This window comes from Candidatus Methylomirabilota bacterium (genome assembly GCA_036005065.1).
Lineage (GTDB): Bacteria > Methylomirabilota > Methylomirabilia > Rokubacteriales > DASRDR01 > DASYQW01.
On sequence record DASYQW010000174.1, the window covers coordinates 1 to 17,519 of the forward strand.

Annotated in this window: 13 protein-coding genes; 9 read left to right on the forward strand and 4 right to left on the reverse strand. The window is 69.8% G+C overall.

The window, feature by feature from the left end:
* The coding region (locus VGW35_12630) for a PDZ domain-containing protein (protein ID HEV8308500.1) at positions 1–268 on the forward strand (268 nt) is incomplete at its 5' end.
* Positions 269–519: 251 nt separating this feature from the next.
* Here the strand turns inward: VGW35_12630 and treY are convergent.
* Positions 520–3,435, reverse strand: a complete 2,916-nt coding sequence (gene treY / locus VGW35_12635; GenBank protein HEV8308501.1) for a malto-oligosyltrehalose synthase — start codon at positions 3,433–3,435, stop codon at positions 520–522.
* A gap of 158 nt (positions 3,436–3,593) precedes the next feature.
* Between treY and VGW35_12640 the strand changes: the two genes are divergently transcribed.
* Positions 3,594–3,899: a hypothetical protein gene (locus tag VGW35_12640; GenBank protein HEV8308502.1), complete on the forward strand. Its 306-nt coding sequence runs from the start codon at positions 3,594–3,596 to the stop codon at positions 3,897–3,899.
* 8 nt (positions 3,900–3,907) lie between these two features.
* Positions 3,908–5,611, forward strand: coding sequence for a CocE/NonD family hydrolase (locus tag VGW35_12645; protein ID HEV8308503.1), 1,704 nt, complete (start codon positions 3,908–3,910; stop codon positions 5,609–5,611).
* Positions 5,612–5,661: 50 nt separating this feature from the next.
* On the opposite strand, the gene VGW35_12650 is transcribed toward VGW35_12645, so the two are convergent.
* Together VGW35_12650 and VGW35_12655 are read right to left on the reverse strand one after the other, a co-directional pair.
* The gene (locus VGW35_12650) at positions 5,662–6,291 is read right to left on the reverse strand and encodes a MarC family protein (protein HEV8308504.1); all 630 of its coding nucleotides are present in this window, start codon (positions 6,289–6,291) and stop codon (positions 5,662–5,664) included.
* A 90-nt stretch (positions 6,292–6,381) separates the two neighbouring features.
* The gene (locus VGW35_12655; protein HEV8308505.1) at positions 6,382–6,648 is read right to left on the reverse strand and encodes a hypothetical protein; all 267 of its coding nucleotides are present in this window, start codon (positions 6,646–6,648) and stop codon (positions 6,382–6,384) included.
* Positions 6,649–6,855: 207 nt separating this feature from the next.
* Here VGW35_12655 and VGW35_12660 point away from each other — a divergent pair, with 207 nt between their 5' ends.
* From VGW35_12660 to VGW35_12670, 3 genes are all read left to right on the forward strand, one after another.
* Positions 6,856–10,104 carry a glycosyl hydrolase gene (locus tag VGW35_12660; protein ID HEV8308506.1) on the forward strand — a complete coding sequence of 1,083 codons (3,249 nt, stop codon included), beginning with the start codon at positions 6,856–6,858 and terminating at the stop codon, positions 10,102–10,104.
* A gap of 381 nt (positions 10,105–10,485) precedes the next feature.
* Positions 10,486–10,779 (forward strand): hypothetical protein, encoded by a 294-nt coding sequence (locus tag VGW35_12665; protein HEV8308507.1) that lies wholly within the window; start codon positions 10,486–10,488, stop codon positions 10,777–10,779.
* Between the two features lie 661 nt (positions 10,780–11,440).
* Positions 11,441–11,956, forward strand: a complete 516-nt coding sequence (locus tag VGW35_12670; GenBank protein ID HEV8308508.1) for a hypothetical protein — start codon at positions 11,441–11,443, stop codon at positions 11,954–11,956.
* A gap of 411 nt (positions 11,957–12,367) precedes the next feature.
* Here the strand turns inward: VGW35_12670 and VGW35_12675 are convergent, their stop codons facing one another.
* A complete protein-coding gene (locus VGW35_12675) occupies positions 12,368–13,417 on the reverse strand; it encodes an LLM class flavin-dependent oxidoreductase (GenBank protein ID HEV8308509.1) in 1,050 nt (349 codons plus the stop codon).
* Positions 13,418–13,988: 571 nt separating this feature from the next.
* On the opposite strand from VGW35_12675, the gene VGW35_12680 reads away from it, so the two are divergent.
* Genes VGW35_12680 through VGW35_12690 form a run of 3 tightly spaced genes read left to right on the forward strand, consistent with a single transcriptional unit; the run spans position 13,989 to position 17,443 of the window.
* Entirely contained in the window at positions 13,989–14,906 is a 918-nt protein-coding gene (locus VGW35_12680) for an ABC transporter permease (GenBank protein ID HEV8308510.1), read from the forward strand.
* A gap of 10 nt (positions 14,907–14,916) precedes the next feature.
* Positions 14,917–15,858 (forward strand): ABC transporter permease, encoded by a 942-nt coding sequence (locus VGW35_12685; GenBank protein HEV8308511.1) that lies wholly within the window; start codon positions 14,917–14,919, stop codon positions 15,856–15,858.
* 34 nt (positions 15,859–15,892) lie between these two features.
* The gene (locus VGW35_12690) at positions 15,893–17,443 is read left to right on the forward strand and encodes an ABC transporter substrate-binding protein (protein HEV8308512.1); all 1,551 of its coding nucleotides are present in this window, start codon (positions 15,893–15,895) and stop codon (positions 17,441–17,443) included.
* Positions 17,444–17,519: the final 76 nt, after the last annotated feature.

Consider the following 17,519-nt stretch of genomic DNA (forward strand, 5'->3'; position numbering starts at 1 on the left):
GCTCCAGGATCTGACGCCGGAGCTCGCGCGCCGGCTCGGCATTCCCGACCCGAAGGGCGTGGTCGTCACCGACGTGCGTCCGAACTCGCCGGCGGCCGAGGCCGGGATCAAGGAAGGCGACGTGATCCGCGAGATCGACCGCTCCCCGGTGAACGCCCTCGAGGATGTGGAGAAGGCCATGGCCCGGAAGCCGCGCGATGAGAAGCAGGTCTTGCTTCGCGTCGAGCGGCAGGGGGCCGGGCGCTACGTCGTCATCGAGGTCGGCTAGGATCAATCGGAGGGGGCCTCGGCGGCCCCCTCCGAGACCTCCCCCCAGGATAAGTCAAGTTGCGCGCCGGCAAAGCCGGCGCTCGGAGCGGACCACCGGACGCGCGGCGGCTGAGTTCGCGCTGCGCGCGGTCAGCCCGACAGGCTCTTAGTAAAACCCCCCGATGCCCCCCCGTCGTGGCGGCGGCGAAGCCGCCGCTCGGAGCACTCCTCGATGCGCCACGCGCTCGGCGGTCGGCGGGTTCTACACGGCTAGGACTCGGGCTCGAGCACGGCGACGGGGAACGTCCTGATGGCGGCCGCCAGCTCGACTGCCGGCCGGCCGTGGGCCGTCCGGCCCGGCACGCTCTCACCCGTGAACAGGTTCCGGTACGTCGGCGCGGCCGGGATGCTCTCGAGGAGCACCTCGGTGTCCTCCCATACCTCTGCTCCGAAGGGCAGGCCGTCGGGTCCCTGGAGCCGCGTGAACCAGCGCGGGGCGATCACCACCACGTGATCGTCCTGGGCGACGCGGGCGAGGGCGCACACGTGATCGGCCCGTGAGCCGCTGGCGCTGAGCGCGCGGTAGCCGCCGCCGGGCTGCAGCGCCGGGTGGCGGCGGCGGGCGGCGAGGGCCCGCCAGATGAGGTAGAGCTTCAGCCGGCCATCCGCCCGGGTGGCCACCAGCTCCGCCGCCAGCCCGCGCAGGTCGGCCTCCGGGCGGGCGCAGCGCGCCTCGAGGTCGGCCAGCAAGGCCGAGCGGTGCGCGTAATCGACCGGGCGGCGGTTGTCCGGGTCTACCAGGGAGAAGTCCCACAGCTCCGTCCCCTGGTAGAGATCGGGGACGCCGGGGCACGTGAGCTTCAGCACCGCCTGCGACAGCGCGGCGAAGAGCCCGGCGTCGGCGATCTCGGCGAGGAAGCCCTCGAGGTCGGCGAGGAACGCCGCGCTCTCGACGCGGTCCAGCACGCTGGCCACGTAGCGCTGGATGGCTCGCTCGTAGGGCTCGTCCGGGTTGATCCAGCTCGTGTTGATCTTGGCCTCGCGGACCGCCTTCAGCAGGTAGGACGTGAGGCGGTCCACGACGACCTGGTGAGCGGCGGCGTCCAGTTGCGTGAGCGGCCAGGCGCCGACCAGGGTCTGGTAGAAGAGGTATTCCTCGTTTCGGCTCGGGGCCAGCCGCTCGCCCACCGGCTGCCGCCGCCGGCGGTTCAGCCGCCGCCAGCGAGTGAGCCGAGCCTGCCACTCTCGCGGGATCTCCGAGAGCACCGTGATGCGCGCCCGGAGGTCCTCGCCGCGCTTCGTGTCGTGAGTCGCGGTCGCGCACATCGTGTAGGGCCAGCGCTCGGCGCGCTCGGCGTTCCGATGGTGGAAGGCCTCGAGCGGGATGCCGAACCGCTCGGGATCCCCGCCCACCTCGTTCAGCGAGACGAGCCGGTGGAAGGTGTAGAAGACGGTGTCCTCCACCGCCTTCGCCATCACGGGGCCCGTGAACTGCTGGAACTTCATGACGAACTCGAGCTGCGCCTGGCGGTACCCTTCGTCGGCTCCCTCCAGCGGCCGGAGCAGCAGCGTGTCCCGGACGAAGTCGTACACGGTCACGTTGGTCGTGGGATTGCGCCGGCGGGCCACGCTGACCGCGTGCTCGATCACCGCCCGATCGGCGGGGTGGACCTCGAAGTCGGCGGTGTAGGTCCGGTAGACGGGGAAGGCGGCGATGACTTCTCGCAGCGCCTCGGTGAGGCTCACCAGCGTGAAGTCGCGGGTGCGCCGGTGGCGCTCCGAGAGTCGGTCCAGCCGGTGCCCGAGCATCTGCAGCTCGCTGGCCAGGCTGATCCGCATGATGAGCCGCTTCTTGTCGTAGACCTCGTCGGGGTACGCGATCGACCGCCCGCTGTAGGCGCGGTAGATGCGGTCCATCACGCGGAAGTGTGTGCGGTCCACCAGGATGCCCGTCACGAGGTTCAGGAAGGTGTAGCCGGTCGTGCCGTGGATCGGCCATCCTTCCCGGAGACGCTCGGGGCCCGTGAGGATCTTCTCCACGACCAGGTAGCATCCGGGCTCCGGGCCCTCGCCGCGGCAGCGCTCCTGCAGCCGTTTGAGGTAGCCGGCCGGGTCGTAGAGGCCATCCAGGTGATCCACGCGGAGCCCAGTGACCTTGCCCTCGGCGAGGAGCCGGCCGACCAGCCGGTGCGTCTCCTCGAACACGACCGGATCTTCCACCCGGATGGCCGCCAGCTGGTTCTCGTCGAAGAAGCGGCGGTAGTTGATCTCCTCGGCGGCCACCCGCCAGTAGGCCAGGCGGTAGGCCTGGCGCTCGAGCAGCGCGTCGAGCCGGTCGAAGCTCTTGAGGTCGCCCTTCTGGCCGTTGAAGATCCGGATGTTCTCGTCGAGGAACTGCCGCACCGCGGGGGCGCCGTCGCGCAGCCGCTCGAGCCGGCGCCGCACCACCTCGGTCTCCCGCCGCCGCTCCCGGTACTTTTCGACGTCGGCGTCGCGCTGGCCGGGGAGGTTCCGGAGAGCCGTGCTGATGCTGCGGAGCTCCATGACATCCGGGTGCTCCGGGCCCGGCTCGGCGTCGAGGCGGCCGACGTCCAGCTCGAGGATCGCGGTGGCCGAGCGCGGGTCGATCGGGAGCTGGAAGTCGTGATAGCGGACGTAGAAGGCGCCCCGGTCGTAGACCACGGTCAGCTCGCCGCGCTCCAGCACGATCCCGTACTGGTCGCCCAGGATCGGCAGCAGCAAGCGGTCGCGGAGCGCGACCTTGATCGGGGACCAGTCGACGTCGAAGACCCGCGCGAAGTACGAGCCGGGCCCGTGGGTGAGGACGTCCATCCACCAGACGTTGCCCGCTTCGCCGACCCCCATGTGATTCGGGATGATGTCGAGGATCTGGCCGAGGCCGTTGGTCGCCAGTACCGCGACGAAGGCGTCGTAGTCGGCCTCCGAGCCGACTTCCGGATTCAGGCGGTTGTGATCCGAGACGTCGTAGCCGTGCAGGCTGCCGGGCCGGGCCTTGAAGTACGGCGAGGCGTAACAGTCGGTGATGCCGAGGCGACGGAGATAGGGCACGACGGCGGCCGCGTCCCGGAACGTGAAGCGGTGGTTGAACTGGAGCCGGTACGTTGCCCAGGGGAGCCGCCGGGGGAGCGAGGCGGCTGTTTGGGGACGACCGGGCTCGGCGCTCACGTGTCAGGACCTGTGTCGCGGGCCGCCCGGTGCCCGGACAGGCCCTCGAATCCAGTCTACCGCGACTCCGCGTGGCTGTCGCGGGGCCCGTCCCCGTCGCGGGTCGGCGCCTTGCTCGACCTCGGGGGCGCGTGCTAGAGTCGCCCGGTCGGGGCGCGATGCCGATCCTGTTCGTGGTCAAGCGGTCCCGCAAGCCACTCTGCGACGCCCTCAAGCGCCTGGTGGAGAGGCCCGGCCTGGTGGCCGTCGTCCTCGACCGCCGCCGCGCCGCGGAGGCCGGTTCTCCCCCGCGCGGGCTCGTAGACCGGCTGCGTCAACCGCTGGACGCCGATGCCGCGCGCACGTGGGACACGCTCGGCCTCATCGTCGTCAAGGTCCGCGCGCTGCCCGAGCCGGCGCCGGCCCCGCCGCGCCCCGGCCGGACCGCCGCCGGCCCTCCCCGGCGTCCGGCGCGGCGGAGGTGATCCCGGCGGTGTCCCGGATCCGGACCCTGCTCGGCGTCGGCGTGCCCATGCGTGATGGCGTCCGCCTCTCCACCGACGTCTACCTGCCCGACGCGCCCGGCCCGTTCCCGGTGATCCTGATCCGCACACCGTACGGCAACAACCTCGAAGCCCAGGTCCAGGACGCGATCCACTTCGCCCGGCGCGGCTACGCGGTGGCGATCCAGGATTGCCGCGGCCGATACGATTCCGAAGGGGAGTGGTCGCCGTTCGTCCACGAGGCGCTCGATGGCTACGACGCGCAGGAGTGGTGCGGTATCCAGCCCTGGTCGACCGGCAAGGTCGGGACCAGCGGCGCCTCGTACGTGGCCCTGACCCAGTGGCTGCCGGCCCCCCTCCGCAACGGGCACCTCGCCGCCATGGCGCCGCGGGTCGGCTTCTCGAACCTCTACCACAACTGGGTGTACACCGGCGGTGCCTTCCAGCTCGGCTTCAACCTCCGCTGGGCCGCCATTCAGATGCACGGGCGGACGAACCAGGTCCAGTACCTCTGGATGCCGTCCGAGCAGCATCTCTCGACCCTGTTCTGGCACCTGCCGCTCATCACCGGCGACGAGAACGCCGGCCGCGTCTGCGAGTTCTACAAGGAATGGATCCGCCATCCGGCCTACGATTCGTACTGGGAGAAGCTGGGCAACGTCGAGAAGGACTACGATCAGATCGACGTGCCCGCCTACGGGTTCGGGGGCTGGTACGACGTCTTCCTCCAGTCCACCCTGAACAACTTCATGGGCGTGCGGGCCCGCGGGTATTCCGAGCGCGCCCGCCGCGGCCAGAAGCTCCTGATCGGCCCCTGGATCCACGACCTCGGCGCCCGCGGGACGCGGAGCCGGACCGGCGACGTCGACTTCGGGCCGGACTCGGTCCTCGACCTGCGCGCCGAGGAGCTGCGCTGGTTCGATTACTGGCTCCGCGGCGTCGACACCGGCGTCATGGCCGAGCCTCCGGTGCGCGTCTTCGTGATGGGGGCGAATCGCTGGCGCACGGCCGAGGACTGGCCCATCCCCGGCACGCGGTTCGTCGAGCACTACTTCCACGGCGGCGGCCGGGCCAACTCCCTCTTCGGCGATGGGCACCTCGATCGGCGCCGGCCCGAGGCCGAGCCGCCCGACACCTTCCTCTACGATCCGCGCGACCCGGTGCCGACCCTCGGCGGGAGCACGTGCTGCGGCGAGGACATCACGCCCATCACCATGGGGCCCCGCGATCAGCGGCCGGCCGAGTGGCGCCCGGACGTCCTCGTCTACACGACGCCGCCGCTCGAGGCGGACGTGGAGGTGACCGGGCCGATCAGGGTCGTGCTGTGGGCGGCGTCCACCGCCCCCGACACCGACTTCACGGCGAAGCTCGTCGACGTCTACCCGTCCGGCTTCGCGATGAATGTCGCCCAGGGGATCATCCGGGCTCGCTTCCGGGAGTCCTGGGAGAACCCGGCGCTGCTCAGGCCGGGGCAGATCTACCGGTACGAGATCGACTGCTGGTCCTCGTCGAACTGCTTCCAGACGGGGCACCGGATCCGCGTGGAGATCGCCTCGGCGAACTTCCCCCAGTTCGACCGGAACCCGAATACCGGCCGCGCCTTCGGGCTCGACGCCGAGCTTCAGCCGGCAACGCAGACCGTCTACCACGACGCCGCCCACCCGTCCCACATCCTCCTCCCCATCGTGCCCTGAGCGGGACTGGCCCGCGCCGCCCGGCGCTGGGAGATCGGGCCTCCCCGAGCCTACTTGAGGAGTCCCGGGAAGAGCACGGCGATGCCGTCCACGATGAACTCCACGGCCGTCGCCGCGATGATGAGACCGGTGAGGCGGGAGGCGACGTTCATCCCCGTGCGCCTGAGGACGGACGCCAGGAGCGGGGCCAGCCGGAAGACGACCAGGATCACCACCCCCACGCTGACGATCGCCGCCACCACGAGGATCGCGTGCGCGAGCGAGGCGTGGCGGTGGGCGTAGACGATCACGGTGCTGATGGCGCCGGGGCCGGCGAGGAGGGGCGTGGCCAGCGGCACCACGGCCACGGCGGCCGGGTCGCCGTGCGGCGTGGACCCCGCCACCGGCGGAGCGCCCGCGTCGCCGGACATCATGGCGAGCGCCGAGAGGAGCAAGAGGATGCCGCCGGCGATGCGGAAGGCGGGGATCGTGATCCCGAGCGCCCTCAGGACGAGCTCTCCCAGGAAGAAGGACACGAGCAGGATCACGACCACGGCGGTGGCGGCGATGAGCCCGACCCGATGCTTGTCCGCGACGGAGTGGTGGCCCGTGAGCGCGGTGAAGACCGGGATCTTCCCCAGCGGGTTCGTGATCGCGAGCAGAGCCGCCAGAAGCTGCACGTACTCGGGGAGATCGAGCATGGGCCTGGCCGCTAAGGCGGCGCCGGGACGGCCGTCACCGGTGGCGTGGTGCGTCCATCCTCTCGTCCCGTGGACTGAATGGCGAGGACTTCAGACGTCCCGTTGCGGCGCCGCGCCTCCGAAGCGCCTCCATCGCGCCGCCAGGACGCCCGTCATCGCGCCGGCCGCCAGCACCTGGGCGACGTCGATGACCGGATAGAACCAGCTGACCGCCAGCTCGCCGCTGATCCAGCTGGCGGTGACGCCAAGCAGGACGCTCGAGCCACCGAGGACCCAGCCCCGGAATCGTCTCTGGACCAGGTAGGGAACCGCGAGTCCCAGCACGACTCCCGAGGCGACGGGGAACACTTCCTCCATGGCAGCCTCCCTGTGTGGTGTCGCCCTGCCCGCAGTGCGCCGTCGGGGAAACTGTAGACATCCGGCCCGGAACTGTCAATCGCCCGTCCGTCGCACCGTGCCGGCCGGTTGCGCGACCGGACCCCGCTGGCCTATCATCGCGGACGGCCTGTCACCGCGACCCCGATCCGGGCGGTGCCGAAACCTCCAGCATGCGAGGTGAGCCCGATGGATCCCGTTCTGTTCCAGGCCCTTCGGTGGCGCTGTATCGGTCCTCCGCGTGGGGGGCGCGTGGTCGCGGTCGCGGGACACCCCCGCGAACCCATGGTCTTCTACTTCGGCGCGGTGGCGGGGGGAGTGTGGAAGACGACCGACGGCGGCACGTACTGGGAGAACGTCTCCGACGGCTACTTTCGCTCGGCGGCCGTCGGCGCGCTGGCGGTGGCCGAGTCGGACCCCAGCGTCATCTACGCCGGGACGGGGGAAGCGACGATCCGGATCGACGTCTCCTACGGCGACGGCGTCTACAAGACGACCGATGGCGGCACGAGCTGGGCGCACGTCGGACTGGCGGATACCCGTCACATCGGCAAGATCCGCATCCACCCCCGGGACCCCGACCTGGTGTACGTCGCCGCGCTCGGCCACGCGTTCGGGCCGAGCCGGGAGCGCGGCGTGTTCCGGTCGAGGGACGGCGGCCGGACCTGGCAGCAGGTCCTCTTCCGGAGCGACAAGGCGGGCGCGATCGACCTCGTCTTCGACCCGGGCAATCCCCGCATCCTCTACGCGGCCACCTGGCAGGTGTACCGCCACTTCTGGACGCTCTCGAGCGGAGGGCCGGACAGCCGGCTCTACAAGTCGGCGGACGGAGGCGACACCTGGACCGACATCACGGACCACGTGGGACTGCCGCGCGGCATCAAGGGGAAGATCGGGGTCACCGTGTCCCCGGCCCGGGGGGAGCGCGTCTGGGCCATCCTCGAGGCCGAGAAGGCCGGCCTCTACCGGTCGGACGACGGCGGCCGGACCTGGGAGCTCGTCTCCGACAACCGTGACCTGATACACCGCCCCTGGTATTACTGCCACGTCTTCGCCGATCCCGTCGATGCCGACACCGTCTACGTGACCAACCTCAAGATGTGGAAGTCCACCGATGGGGGGCGCACCTTCACCGAGGTCACGACGCCTCACGGGGACAACCACGACCTCTGGATCGACCCGCGGGACCCCCGACGCATGATCGAAGGCAACGACGGCGGCGCCTGCGTCTCGTTCAACGGGGGCCAGAGCTGGTCGACGATCTACAACCAGCTCACCGCGCAGTTCTACCATCTGGCCATCGACGACCAGCATCCCTACCGCGTCTACGGCACCCAGCAGGACAACTCGAGCGTGAGCGTGCCGAGCGCCTCCGAGAACGGCGGCATCACCTGGGGGGACTGCTACCCGGCCGGCACCGGCGAGAGCGGGTACATCGCGGTGCATCCCCGTGACCCGAACGTCGTCTACGTCGGCGCGGTCGGCAGCTCGCCCGGCGGCGGGGGCGCGCTCCAGCGCTACGACCACCGCACGCGCCAGATCCGGCTCGTCACCGTGTGGCCGGAGCTCTACTACGGGCGGGGCGCCAAAGCCCTCAAGTATCGCTTCGCCTGGACCTTCCCGATCGTCTTTTCCCCCCACGACCCCGGCACGCTCTACGCCACCGGAAATCTCGTCTTCCGCACGCGCGACGAGGGCGGGAGCTGGGAGGCGATCAGCCCCGACCTCACCCGTCAGGACTCGACCAAGCTCGAGGCCTCGGGCGGGCCCTTGACCAAGGACACGAGCGGCGCCGAGCACTACGGCACCGTCTACGCCTTCGTCGAGTGCCCCCACGAGCGGGGCGTCCTGTGGGCCGGGAGCGACGACGGCCTGGTCCACGTGTCGCGGGACGACGGCCGGAGCTGGAAGAACGTGACCCCGCCCGATCTGCCCGAGTGGTCCCTGATCGCCACCCTCGAGGTGTCGCCCCACCAGCCCGGCACGGTCTACCTGGCCGCCACGCGCTACAAGCTCGACGACTACCGCGCCTACCTCTACGAGACCGAGGATTACGGCGGCACCTGGCGTGCGCTGGCCGGCGGCTTCCCGGCGGGCGAGATCAGCCGCGTGATCCGGGAGGACCCGGTCCGGCGTGGTCTCCTCTACGTCGGCACGGAGACCGGGGTCGTCGTCTCCTGGGACGACGGAGTCACCTGGCACCGCCTGCCCTGGAACCTGCCGGTGTCGCCCGTCTACGACCTCGCCGTCAAGAACGGCGACCTGGTGGCGGCGACTCACGGCCGGTCATTCTGGGTCCTGGACGATGTGACCCCGCTGCGGGCGGTGACGGCGGAGTCGGCCGAGGTGGCCCAGCTCCTCCCGCCGCGCCCCACCGTGCGGCCCTGGCAGAACTGGAGCGTCGACCTCTTCCGGGGGCCGGGCAAGACGCAGAAGAACTACATGATGGCGCTCGGGACCGGGCTGACCTTCTACGAGGACCGGACGCCCGAAGGCGAGCGCGTGCGGACGTTTCTCGACGCCGGCGAGAACCCGCCGCCCGGCGCCATCGTCTACTACGTCATCAGGGGCGCGCCCCCCGGTCCCGTGTCGCTCAGCTTCCTCGACGCGACCGGCGCGGTGATCCGCTCGTTCGGGACACGGCCCGAGGAGCCGCCGCCATCGGCTCCTGAGGGGGGGACGAGCGCGCCACCCGGCGCGGAGGTGACGTCGGTCGCGCCCGAAGGCGCGCCGAAGGATCAGCGCTACGTCACGGCCAAGCCGGGGCTCAACCGCTTCGTGTGGGACCTCCGCTACCCCGGCGCCGAGAAGGTTCCCGGCGACGTCACCACCGAGAAGGCGATCACGGGCCCGCTCGCGCCTCCCGGCGCCTACCGGGTCCGCCTCACGATCGGCGATCGATCGTGGACGCAGTCCTTCGAGATGCGCCAGGACCCGCGCGTGCCGGCCAGCCGGGCCGATCTCGATGCCCAGTTCGCCCTCTGGAGCCGGCTCCGCGACACCCTGTCCGAGACCCATGCCGGCATCAATCGGCTGCGGCGTATCCGGCGCCAGGTGACCGAGTGGTCCCAGCGCGTCCGCGAGGCCGCGGCGCCCGGTGAGGACGCCCCCGAGCGCCTCCGGGCCATCGCCCGGGCGGCCGATACGCTCACGGCGCGACTCACCGACATCGAGACCGAGCTGATCCAGAGCGGCGCCCGGAACTCGAGCGATACGCTCCGGCTTCCCGCCGGCCTCAACCTCCGCCTCGCGGCCCTGATGAGCGTGCTGTCGAGCGCCGACGCCGCGCCTCCCCGGCAGGCGTTCGAGGTCTACGATCACCTGGCGGGTCGAGCCCGCCACGAGCTGGACCGGCTCCAGGCGCTGGTCGCGAGCGATGTCGCCGCCTTCAACACCCTGGTGCGCGAGACCGGCCTCCCGGCGATCGGAACCCAGTAGCGACCGCCTCGGGCCCGATGCCCGAGCGATTCCGAGACCTCCCGCGCCCGGGCAGCGCCGCGGCGGTTCGTGGATGCGGCGCGGCGCGCGGAACTAATCGAGCCGGTGCGGGCGGGCTGGGCTGCCCTGCGCTGACCGGCGGGTGTCGGCTGCCTCGGAGTCTGTCGGGTCAGCCTCGGCTGGTACCACCAGTGGACCGAGTTCACGAGCCCCAGCCCCTGGTGTCGGGCCGCGGCGTGCGGTATCGTCAACGTGCCGCGCGAGCCGTCCCTCCGGGCGGCGTCGTGGGCACCGCCGGCAGGGGCAGAGCCTTAGGCCGGGGGTAGGACGGTCTACCTATTCGGCCGCAGCACCCGCCAGCTCGTGCGCTCGGTGGTCAACATGCCGACGGAGAAGCAGAACGGCTTCGGCAAGGTCGTCGCGATGGACGGCGACATTCTCGTGGTCGGCGCCGGCGGTGAGGAGGTGTCGGGCCAAGAGGCGGCCGGGGTTGGGTACGACTATCGTGCCGAGGTCGGCTACCTCAAGATCGTCCAGAACGCCTACCTGACCCGCAAGGAGTTCATGGTCCCACCTCCCGTCCCCGCCCGCGCACGCCGGGCGTCCCGCCAAGTCGCCCGGGTGGGGCCGCCGGGGGCGGCTGAAGAGGCGGCGAGGATCATGAGAGGATCATGAATTGTCGATCGACCTGAGCTCGGTCGGGGGCTTGCCGGGGGGCTCCTTAGCCGACTAACCTCGCCCGTTCTTCGCTTCGACGGTTCTGACCGTCGCTGGTGTATTCTCTACAGGGCAAAACCCGATAACACCTTGCGTGGAGATGAAACATGACGCCGTCGGTTGACGCTGAAATCCTCGAGCGGTTGGGCCAGCTTGTGCGGGTCGTTGCCATACAGGTGGCCTCCGACAAGAGCATGACCGAGCGGGCGCGCCTCCTGAAGCTGGCTGGGCTCGACAACCAGACGATCGCCGAAGTGTTGAACACTTCACCAGCGGTGATTCGGACCCTAACGTCTAACTTGCATCTCCGTAAGCCGACCCGGCAGACGCGCCCGGGGGGTAGAGCGGGGAGGCGTCGGTAATGGCTGAGGTCGAAGCGGATAAGACGGATCGTGTCGAGCGTCTCCTAGCCTTGTTACTCCTGGGCGAGCTTCGCGGTGCCTCTCAGCGAGAAAAGATCGCCCAGCTGAGCCTCGCCGGCTTCTCGAACGTTGAGATCGCGAACCTTCTTCAGACGACTTCGGCTGTGGTAGCGCAATCGCTCTATGAGCATCGTCGAGATTCGACAGCGCGAAAGCCCCGGCCCAAGAAGCCCAGACGCCGAGCGTAGGCGACCGCCATGCCACGGGTGGCTGATTTTCGCAAGGCGGCCTTCAGCGCGAGCCGCGTCGATGGGTGCGGTAAGGATATTGGCAGTCGGGTGTATTGGAAGCTGTACGCCATCGAGAACGTCATCCGAGTGATCATCAACTCGGTGTTGACGACGCAAATCAACGCGAACTGGTGGACTACAGCCGTGGACCCTGACACCCAGCGACAAGTGCAACGATTCAGAGCGACCTACGCCCAACAGCCATGGCACGGTGTTCCGGGCAACCACGACATCTACTACACGAACCTCTCAGACCTGGGCGAGATCATGCGGGCGAACAGCAACCTGTTCCTGCCTATCATCCCAGATATAGATCAGTGGGTAGCCCGGATTGAGCAGCTGAGGCTGCCGCGAAACATTGTGGGCCATATGAACTGGCCAACGGCGACCGACAGAAACCGAATCGACGTCCTATACGCGGACGTGCAGGCGTTGGCCACGCACCTGGTCGGATCGGGGCGGCTGACCATGGTGATCCCGTAACTGACAGGAGGAGGGAGACTTTTGGCAGAGCGGGCTCAGGGGAACTCGGACGATGTAAAGCGGTTGCTCATTCTGCTGCTGTTGAAGCTGGGCGCGACCTCCGACGAGATCGGAACCGCCTTGGGCGTGGACCCCAGCGCGGTGCGCCGACTGGTGCCAGGGCGAAGGATCAAAAGGATTCGGTTTGTTGAATCCGACTAGCGTGCCGGCCACAGCAGCCGGGTGGCGACGCGGATCCCCCGGGCGGCGAGCGCCAGGCAGAGCGCGTCGATCAGTGCCTTCAACACCCTGGTACGCGAGGCTGGCCTCCCCGCGATCGGCACCCAGTAGCCATCGTCATCCCGACCGCCGACGGTTGGTGTGCCACTTCGAGCGCCGGCTTTGCCGGCGCAACCTGTCCGGGGGGAGGAACTAGCGAAACCGGGGAATGACCTTCTCGGCGAAGCGGCGCATGGATCCGCGCACCGCCTCGTCGGCCAGGCCGCCGAAGTTCATCCAGCAGATCGCGTAGGTGAGCCCGAGGGCCTCGCGCAGCTGGATGAGGCGGTCCGTCACCCGCTCGGCGTCGCCGAAGAGGACGACGTCGTTGGCCAGGAAGTCGTAGGTCACCGTCTCGAGGTTCGCCTTGGCCCGCGCGTAGAACCGGTACGCCTCGGGGACCCGCGCCGGGTCCTTCGACTCGGCGATGACGCGGGCGAGTGTCTGAAAGTACCAGAGGATGGAGCGCTCGGTGTCGCGCCGGGTCGACCCCGCGTCGTCCCCCACGTGGGTGAAGTAGAGGGCGGGGACCTCGAGCTCGGATGGCGAATGGCCGCTCTCGACCCAGACCCGCGCGTACGTCTCGTAGGCGCCCTTCATGAGGTGCACCGGCGTGATGGAGGGTGCGGAGAGAAACCTCTCGCCGCGCCGGGCGACCCGCTCGAAGGTCTCCGGGCTCACGCAGGCGATGCGAATCGGGGGGTGCGGCCGCTGGACCGGCTTGGGCAGGACGGGCACGTCGCGCACGCGGAAGTACTTGCCGTCGAAGTTCACCCGCTCCTGCGTCCAGGCCTGCTTGATGATGGCGAGCGTCTCGTCGAAGCGCTCGCGGCTCTCGTCCATCGCGAGGTCGAAGCCGGCGTATTCGGCCGGCTGATAGCCGCGCCCGACGCCGAAGTCGAGCCGTCCCTCCGAGAGGACATCGACCATCGCCCACTCCTCGGCCGTCCGTAGCGGGTGGTTGAAGGGAAGGATGGCCACGGCGGTGCCGAGCTGGACCCGGCGGGTCCGCTGGGCCAGCGCGCCGGCCAGGACGGCCATGGACGGGCAGATGCCGTACTCGGAGAAGTGGTGCTCGGCGAGCCAGACGGCGTCGAAGCCGAGCTCCTCGGCGTAGGCGGCCTGGCCGAGGGCATCGGCGTACACGCGCTCCTGGGTCTTCCAGGGGGGCTGCTCGAGGAGGAAGAAGAGGCCGAACTTCATGGCGGGCGCCTCCGAGACCTTCGAATCCGGCACCGTATCCTACCATGCTTGATATCCTCCACCTTGACGATCTGCCGCAGCGCCGAGGCCGAGGACTCCGACCCCGCGGCGTCGGGCGGTGGGGCCGCCTCGGCGGGATCCGGATCCGGCTTCTTTCGCTTGCGCTTCATCGTGTACTCTTCAGGTGCTCGGCGATCGAGCCGGCCATTCTATTATGACCCGCGGACGGCTGACCCGCGCCTGGCGCGGCCGGCGGGGTGAAGGAGTCGCTCATGGACTTGGGCCTTCCTGGCCTCCGACCAGGCGGCCTACATCACCGGCGTGGCCATCAACTTCGACGGCGGGCTGGCGCCAGTGGTCTGACGCGGCTCCACCGCTTGACGCCATGTCGGGGGGAGCATAGAGTCTCGCCCGGGCCTCCGGTCCCGCCCAGGGGCGTGTCGGGGTAATCCGGTGCCTGCGACCGACCGTGCGCTCATCGAGGAGCGCTCCGGGCGCGGGCTGTGCCCGCGCAACCCTCCTGGGGGAGGTTTGGAAGGGGGCCGTCGAGGCCCCCTCCCATAAACAGCCGATGACCCGCTATCTGATCCGGCGGTTCCTCTGGGCCGTGGTGGTCCTCTTCGGGATCACGCTGGCGGCGTTCCTGGTCGTGCACCTGAGCGGCGATCCGGCCGCGCTCTACATGGGGCCCGAGGGCACTCAGCAGGACTACGAGATCCTGCGGGCGGCGCTGGGCTTCGACCGGCCCTGGCCCGAGCAATACGGCCTGTTCCTGGCTCGCGCCGTGCGGGGCGACTTCGGCCGGTCGCTCCGGCACCAGCAGCCGACGCTGCCGCTGGTCCTCCAGAAGCTCCCCGCCACGCTCCGGCTCGCCCTGGCCGCGATGGTGCTGGCCGTCCTGCTCGCCGTGCCGCTCGGGATCGTGTCGGCGATCCGGCGCAACTCGGCCCTCGATACCGGCGCGATGATGTTCGCGCTGTCGGGCCAGTGCCTGCCGACCTTCTGGCTCGGCATCCTGTTGATCCTCGTGTTCGCGGTCAACCTGCGGTGGGCTCCGGTCTACGGAGGGGACGGGCTCGGCGCCCTCGTCCTGCCCGCCGTCACCCTGGGCGTCTGGGCGATGGCTCGCACGGCGCGGATCACCCGGTCGAGCATGCTGGAGGTCCTCCATCAGGACTTCATGCGGACGGCGCGGGCCAAAGGGCTCGGCGAGGGCAGCGCGGTCCTCCGCCATGCCCTCCGAAACGGCGCCATCCCGATCGTGACGGCGCTGGGGCTCGAGCTGGGGAACCTCCTGGGGGGCGCCGTCATCACCGAGGCCGTGTTCGCCTATCCGGGCATCGGCCGGCTGGCCGTCGAGGCCGTGGTGAACAAGGACGTCCCGCTGATCCAGGCGCTCGTCTTCACGGTGGCCGCCGCGCTGGTCCTCCTGAACATCGCCATCGATCTCCTGTACATGGTGCTGGACCCCCGGGTCCGGCTGGCGTAGCGTCCGGCGAATGAGCCTTCCTCTCACCCTGCCCTCGCCCCCGATGGAGGAGCGAGTCAAGGCGCGCCCGGGGTGGATCGCGTCGTGGCGGCGCACGCGCATCTTCCTGGCCTCCACGGGCGCGCGCTTCGGCGCGGTGGTGGCGCTCCTGGTGGCCCTCTGTGCGCTCGCGCCCGGGCTCGTGGCACCGGCCGACCCGAACGAGCAGCAGCTCCTCGCCCGCTTCACGCCGCCCGCGAGCCGCACGGCTGAGGGGACGCTGGCCGTGCTCGGCACCGACCAGCTCGGTCGCGACGTCCTGAGCCGCGTCATCTTCAGCGCCAAGACGTCGGTCCTCATCGGCCTGGCGGCCGTGATGGTCGCCGGGACCCTCGGAACCACGCTCGGCCTCCTGGCCGGCTTCCGGGGCGGCCTGGCCGATCACCTGATCATGCGGCTCTGCGACATGCAGCTGGCCTTTCCCTTCATCTTGCTCGCCATCACCGTCATCGGGGTCCTCGGCCCGAGCATCCGGAACATCGTCCTGGTGGTCGGCCTCGCCAACTGGGTGTGCTACGCCCGGGTGGTCCGGGCCGAGACCCTGGCCATCCGCGAGCGGGCGTACGTGGACGCGGCCCGGTCGCTGGGGCTGCCGCCGGCCTGGATCGTGTGGCGACACGTCCTGCCCAACGTCAGCGCCTCGCTGATCGTGGTGGCCACCTTCGGCGTGGCCGGGGCCATCCTCACCGAGGCGGGCCTGAGCTTCCTGGGTCTCGGCGTGCCGCTTCACATCGCCTCGTGGGGCGGGATGCTGGCCGAGGGACGGCAGTTCGTGGACACGCGGTACTGGCTCGCGCTCTTTCCGGGGGCGGCGCTCTTCCTGACCGTCATGGCCATCAATCTCCTGGGGGATGCCCTGCGCGACGCCCTCGACCCCTACGTGCAGATCCGGAAGTCCGTCGATCAGCTATGAGCGAAGTGCCTCGTGACCCGACAAGGAGGAGTCCATGAAGCCGATGCGCATCGGATGGCGGTGGATCGGTGGCCTGAGCCTGGGCCTGAGCGTCCTGCTGGCGCTGTCGCTGCCGGGGCTGAGCCCCGCCCAGCCGAAGCCCGTGGTGGTGGTCCAGTCGGGCGAGGCCGCCACTCTCGACTGGCACATGCACTGCGACAAGAACGCCCACGAGCCGGACCGCCAGATCTTCGACACGCTCCTCCGGCGGAACCTCAAGACCCTCCAGCTCGAGGGGAACCTGGCCGAGTCCTGGCGGCTCCTGAACGACACGACCTGGCAGTTCAAGCTCCGCCGCGGGGTCAAGTTCCACAACGGCGAACCCTTCGACGCCGCCGCCGTCAAGTTCAGCATCGAGCGGGTCCTGAACCCGCAGCAGGGCGCCCCCGGCCGGACCAGCGTCGCCACCATCGACCACGTCGACGCGCTGGATCCCTATACCGTCAACGTCGTCACCAAGACGCCCTTCCCGCTGCTGCCGGTGCGGATGAGCCCCGGGCACTGCGGCACGGTCGGCATCGTCCCGCCCAAGTACGTCGCCCAGGTCGGCGATGCCGGGTTCGCGGTCAAGCCGGTCGGGACCGGGCCCTACAAGCTGGTGGAGTGGATCAAGGACGAGCGCCTCGTGCTGGAGGCCAACAAGGACTACCACCGCGGCGCGCCGGCCATCGAGCGACTGGTCTTCCGCCCGGTGCCGGAGCTCACGACGCGGGTGGCCGCCCTGCTGTCGGGCCAGGCCGACCTCGTCAGCGACGTCCCGCCCGACCAGGTCGCCAAGATCAAGGCCAGCGGCGTCGCCCGGATCGAGGTGAGCACGCTCGGCGGCTTCGTCATCATGGTGAAGATGACAAACTACCTCATGCCCGGTCCCTGGCAGGACGCGCGCGTGCGCCGCGCCATCAACCTGGCCGTCGACATGGACACCATCATCAAGACCGTGCTCGAGGGCTACGGCCAGGTGCTGGGGGTGCCGCTCGAGAAGGAGGCGTTCGGCTTCAACCCGAGCGTGAAGTGGTGGGGGTACGACCCGGAGCGCGCCAAGGCCCTCCTGCGGGAGGCCGGTTATCCGAACGGCTTCGAGATGACGCTTCACGCGCCGAATCGGCGCTACATGAACGACATCGAGGTGATGCAGGCCATCGCCTCCATGCTGGGCAAAGTGGGGATCAAGGCTCACGTGCAGGTGTGGGAGCAGAGCATCTACACGACCAAGTGGCGGAAGCGCGAGCTCCTGCCCGCCTACATGACGGCGTGGGGCGGCGCCGGGATCTTCGACGGCGACCTGCTGGTCAACTCGCTTCACTCGAAGTCGGCCCTGGCCATCCACAAGAACGAGGATCTGGACCGGATCCTGGAGCAGGCCCAGGGCTCGAACGACCCCGAGCGGCGGAAAGCGCTCTACGGGAAAGCGCAGGAGATGATCTACGAGGACGCGCCGATCATCAAGGCGTACCAGCAGGCGCACATCTTCGGCATCAGCAACCGGCTCGACTGGAGCCCCTGGATCGACAACATGCTCTTCCTCTACGACGCCAGGCTCAAGTAGGCGACCGCCTCGTGTGACCGCTCCCGCGGCGGAGCCCCTCACGGCTCGGGCGCCGGGCTACGGGCTGGCCGTCGAA

Bases quoted from the DNA above. Each gene is read 5' to 3' on its own strand.
- VGW35_12640 (HEV8308502.1), top strand. From the start codon at position 3,594: ATGCCGATCCTGTTCGTGGTCAAGCGGTCCCGCAAGCCACTCTGCGAC.
- VGW35_12650 (HEV8308504.1), bottom strand. From the start codon at position 6,291: ATGCTCGATCTCCCCGAGTACGTGCAGCTTCTGGCGGCTCTGCTCGCG.
- VGW35_12655 (HEV8308505.1), bottom strand. From the start codon at position 6,648: ATGGAGGAAGTGTTCCCCGTCGCCTCGGGAGTCGTGCTGGGACTCGCG.
- VGW35_12660 (HEV8308506.1), top strand. From the start codon at position 6,856: ATGGATCCCGTTCTGTTCCAGGCCCTTCGGTGGCGCTGTATCGGTCCT.
- VGW35_12665 (HEV8308507.1), top strand. From the start codon at position 10,486: ATGCCGACGGAGAAGCAGAACGGCTTCGGCAAGGTCGTCGCGATGGAC.
- VGW35_12670 (HEV8308508.1), top strand. From the start codon at position 11,441: ATGCCACGGGTGGCTGATTTTCGCAAGGCGGCCTTCAGCGCGAGCCGC.
- VGW35_12675 (HEV8308509.1), bottom strand. From the start codon at position 13,417: ATGAAGTTCGGCCTCTTCTTCCTCCTCGAGCAGCCCCCCTGGAAGACC.
- VGW35_12680 (HEV8308510.1), top strand. From the start codon at position 13,989: ATGACCCGCTATCTGATCCGGCGGTTCCTCTGGGCCGTGGTGGTCCTC.
- VGW35_12685 (HEV8308511.1), top strand. From the start codon at position 14,917: ATGAGCCTTCCTCTCACCCTGCCCTCGCCCCCGATGGAGGAGCGAGTC.
- VGW35_12690 (HEV8308512.1), top strand. From the start codon at position 15,893: ATGAAGCCGATGCGCATCGGATGGCGGTGGATCGGTGGCCTGAGCCTG.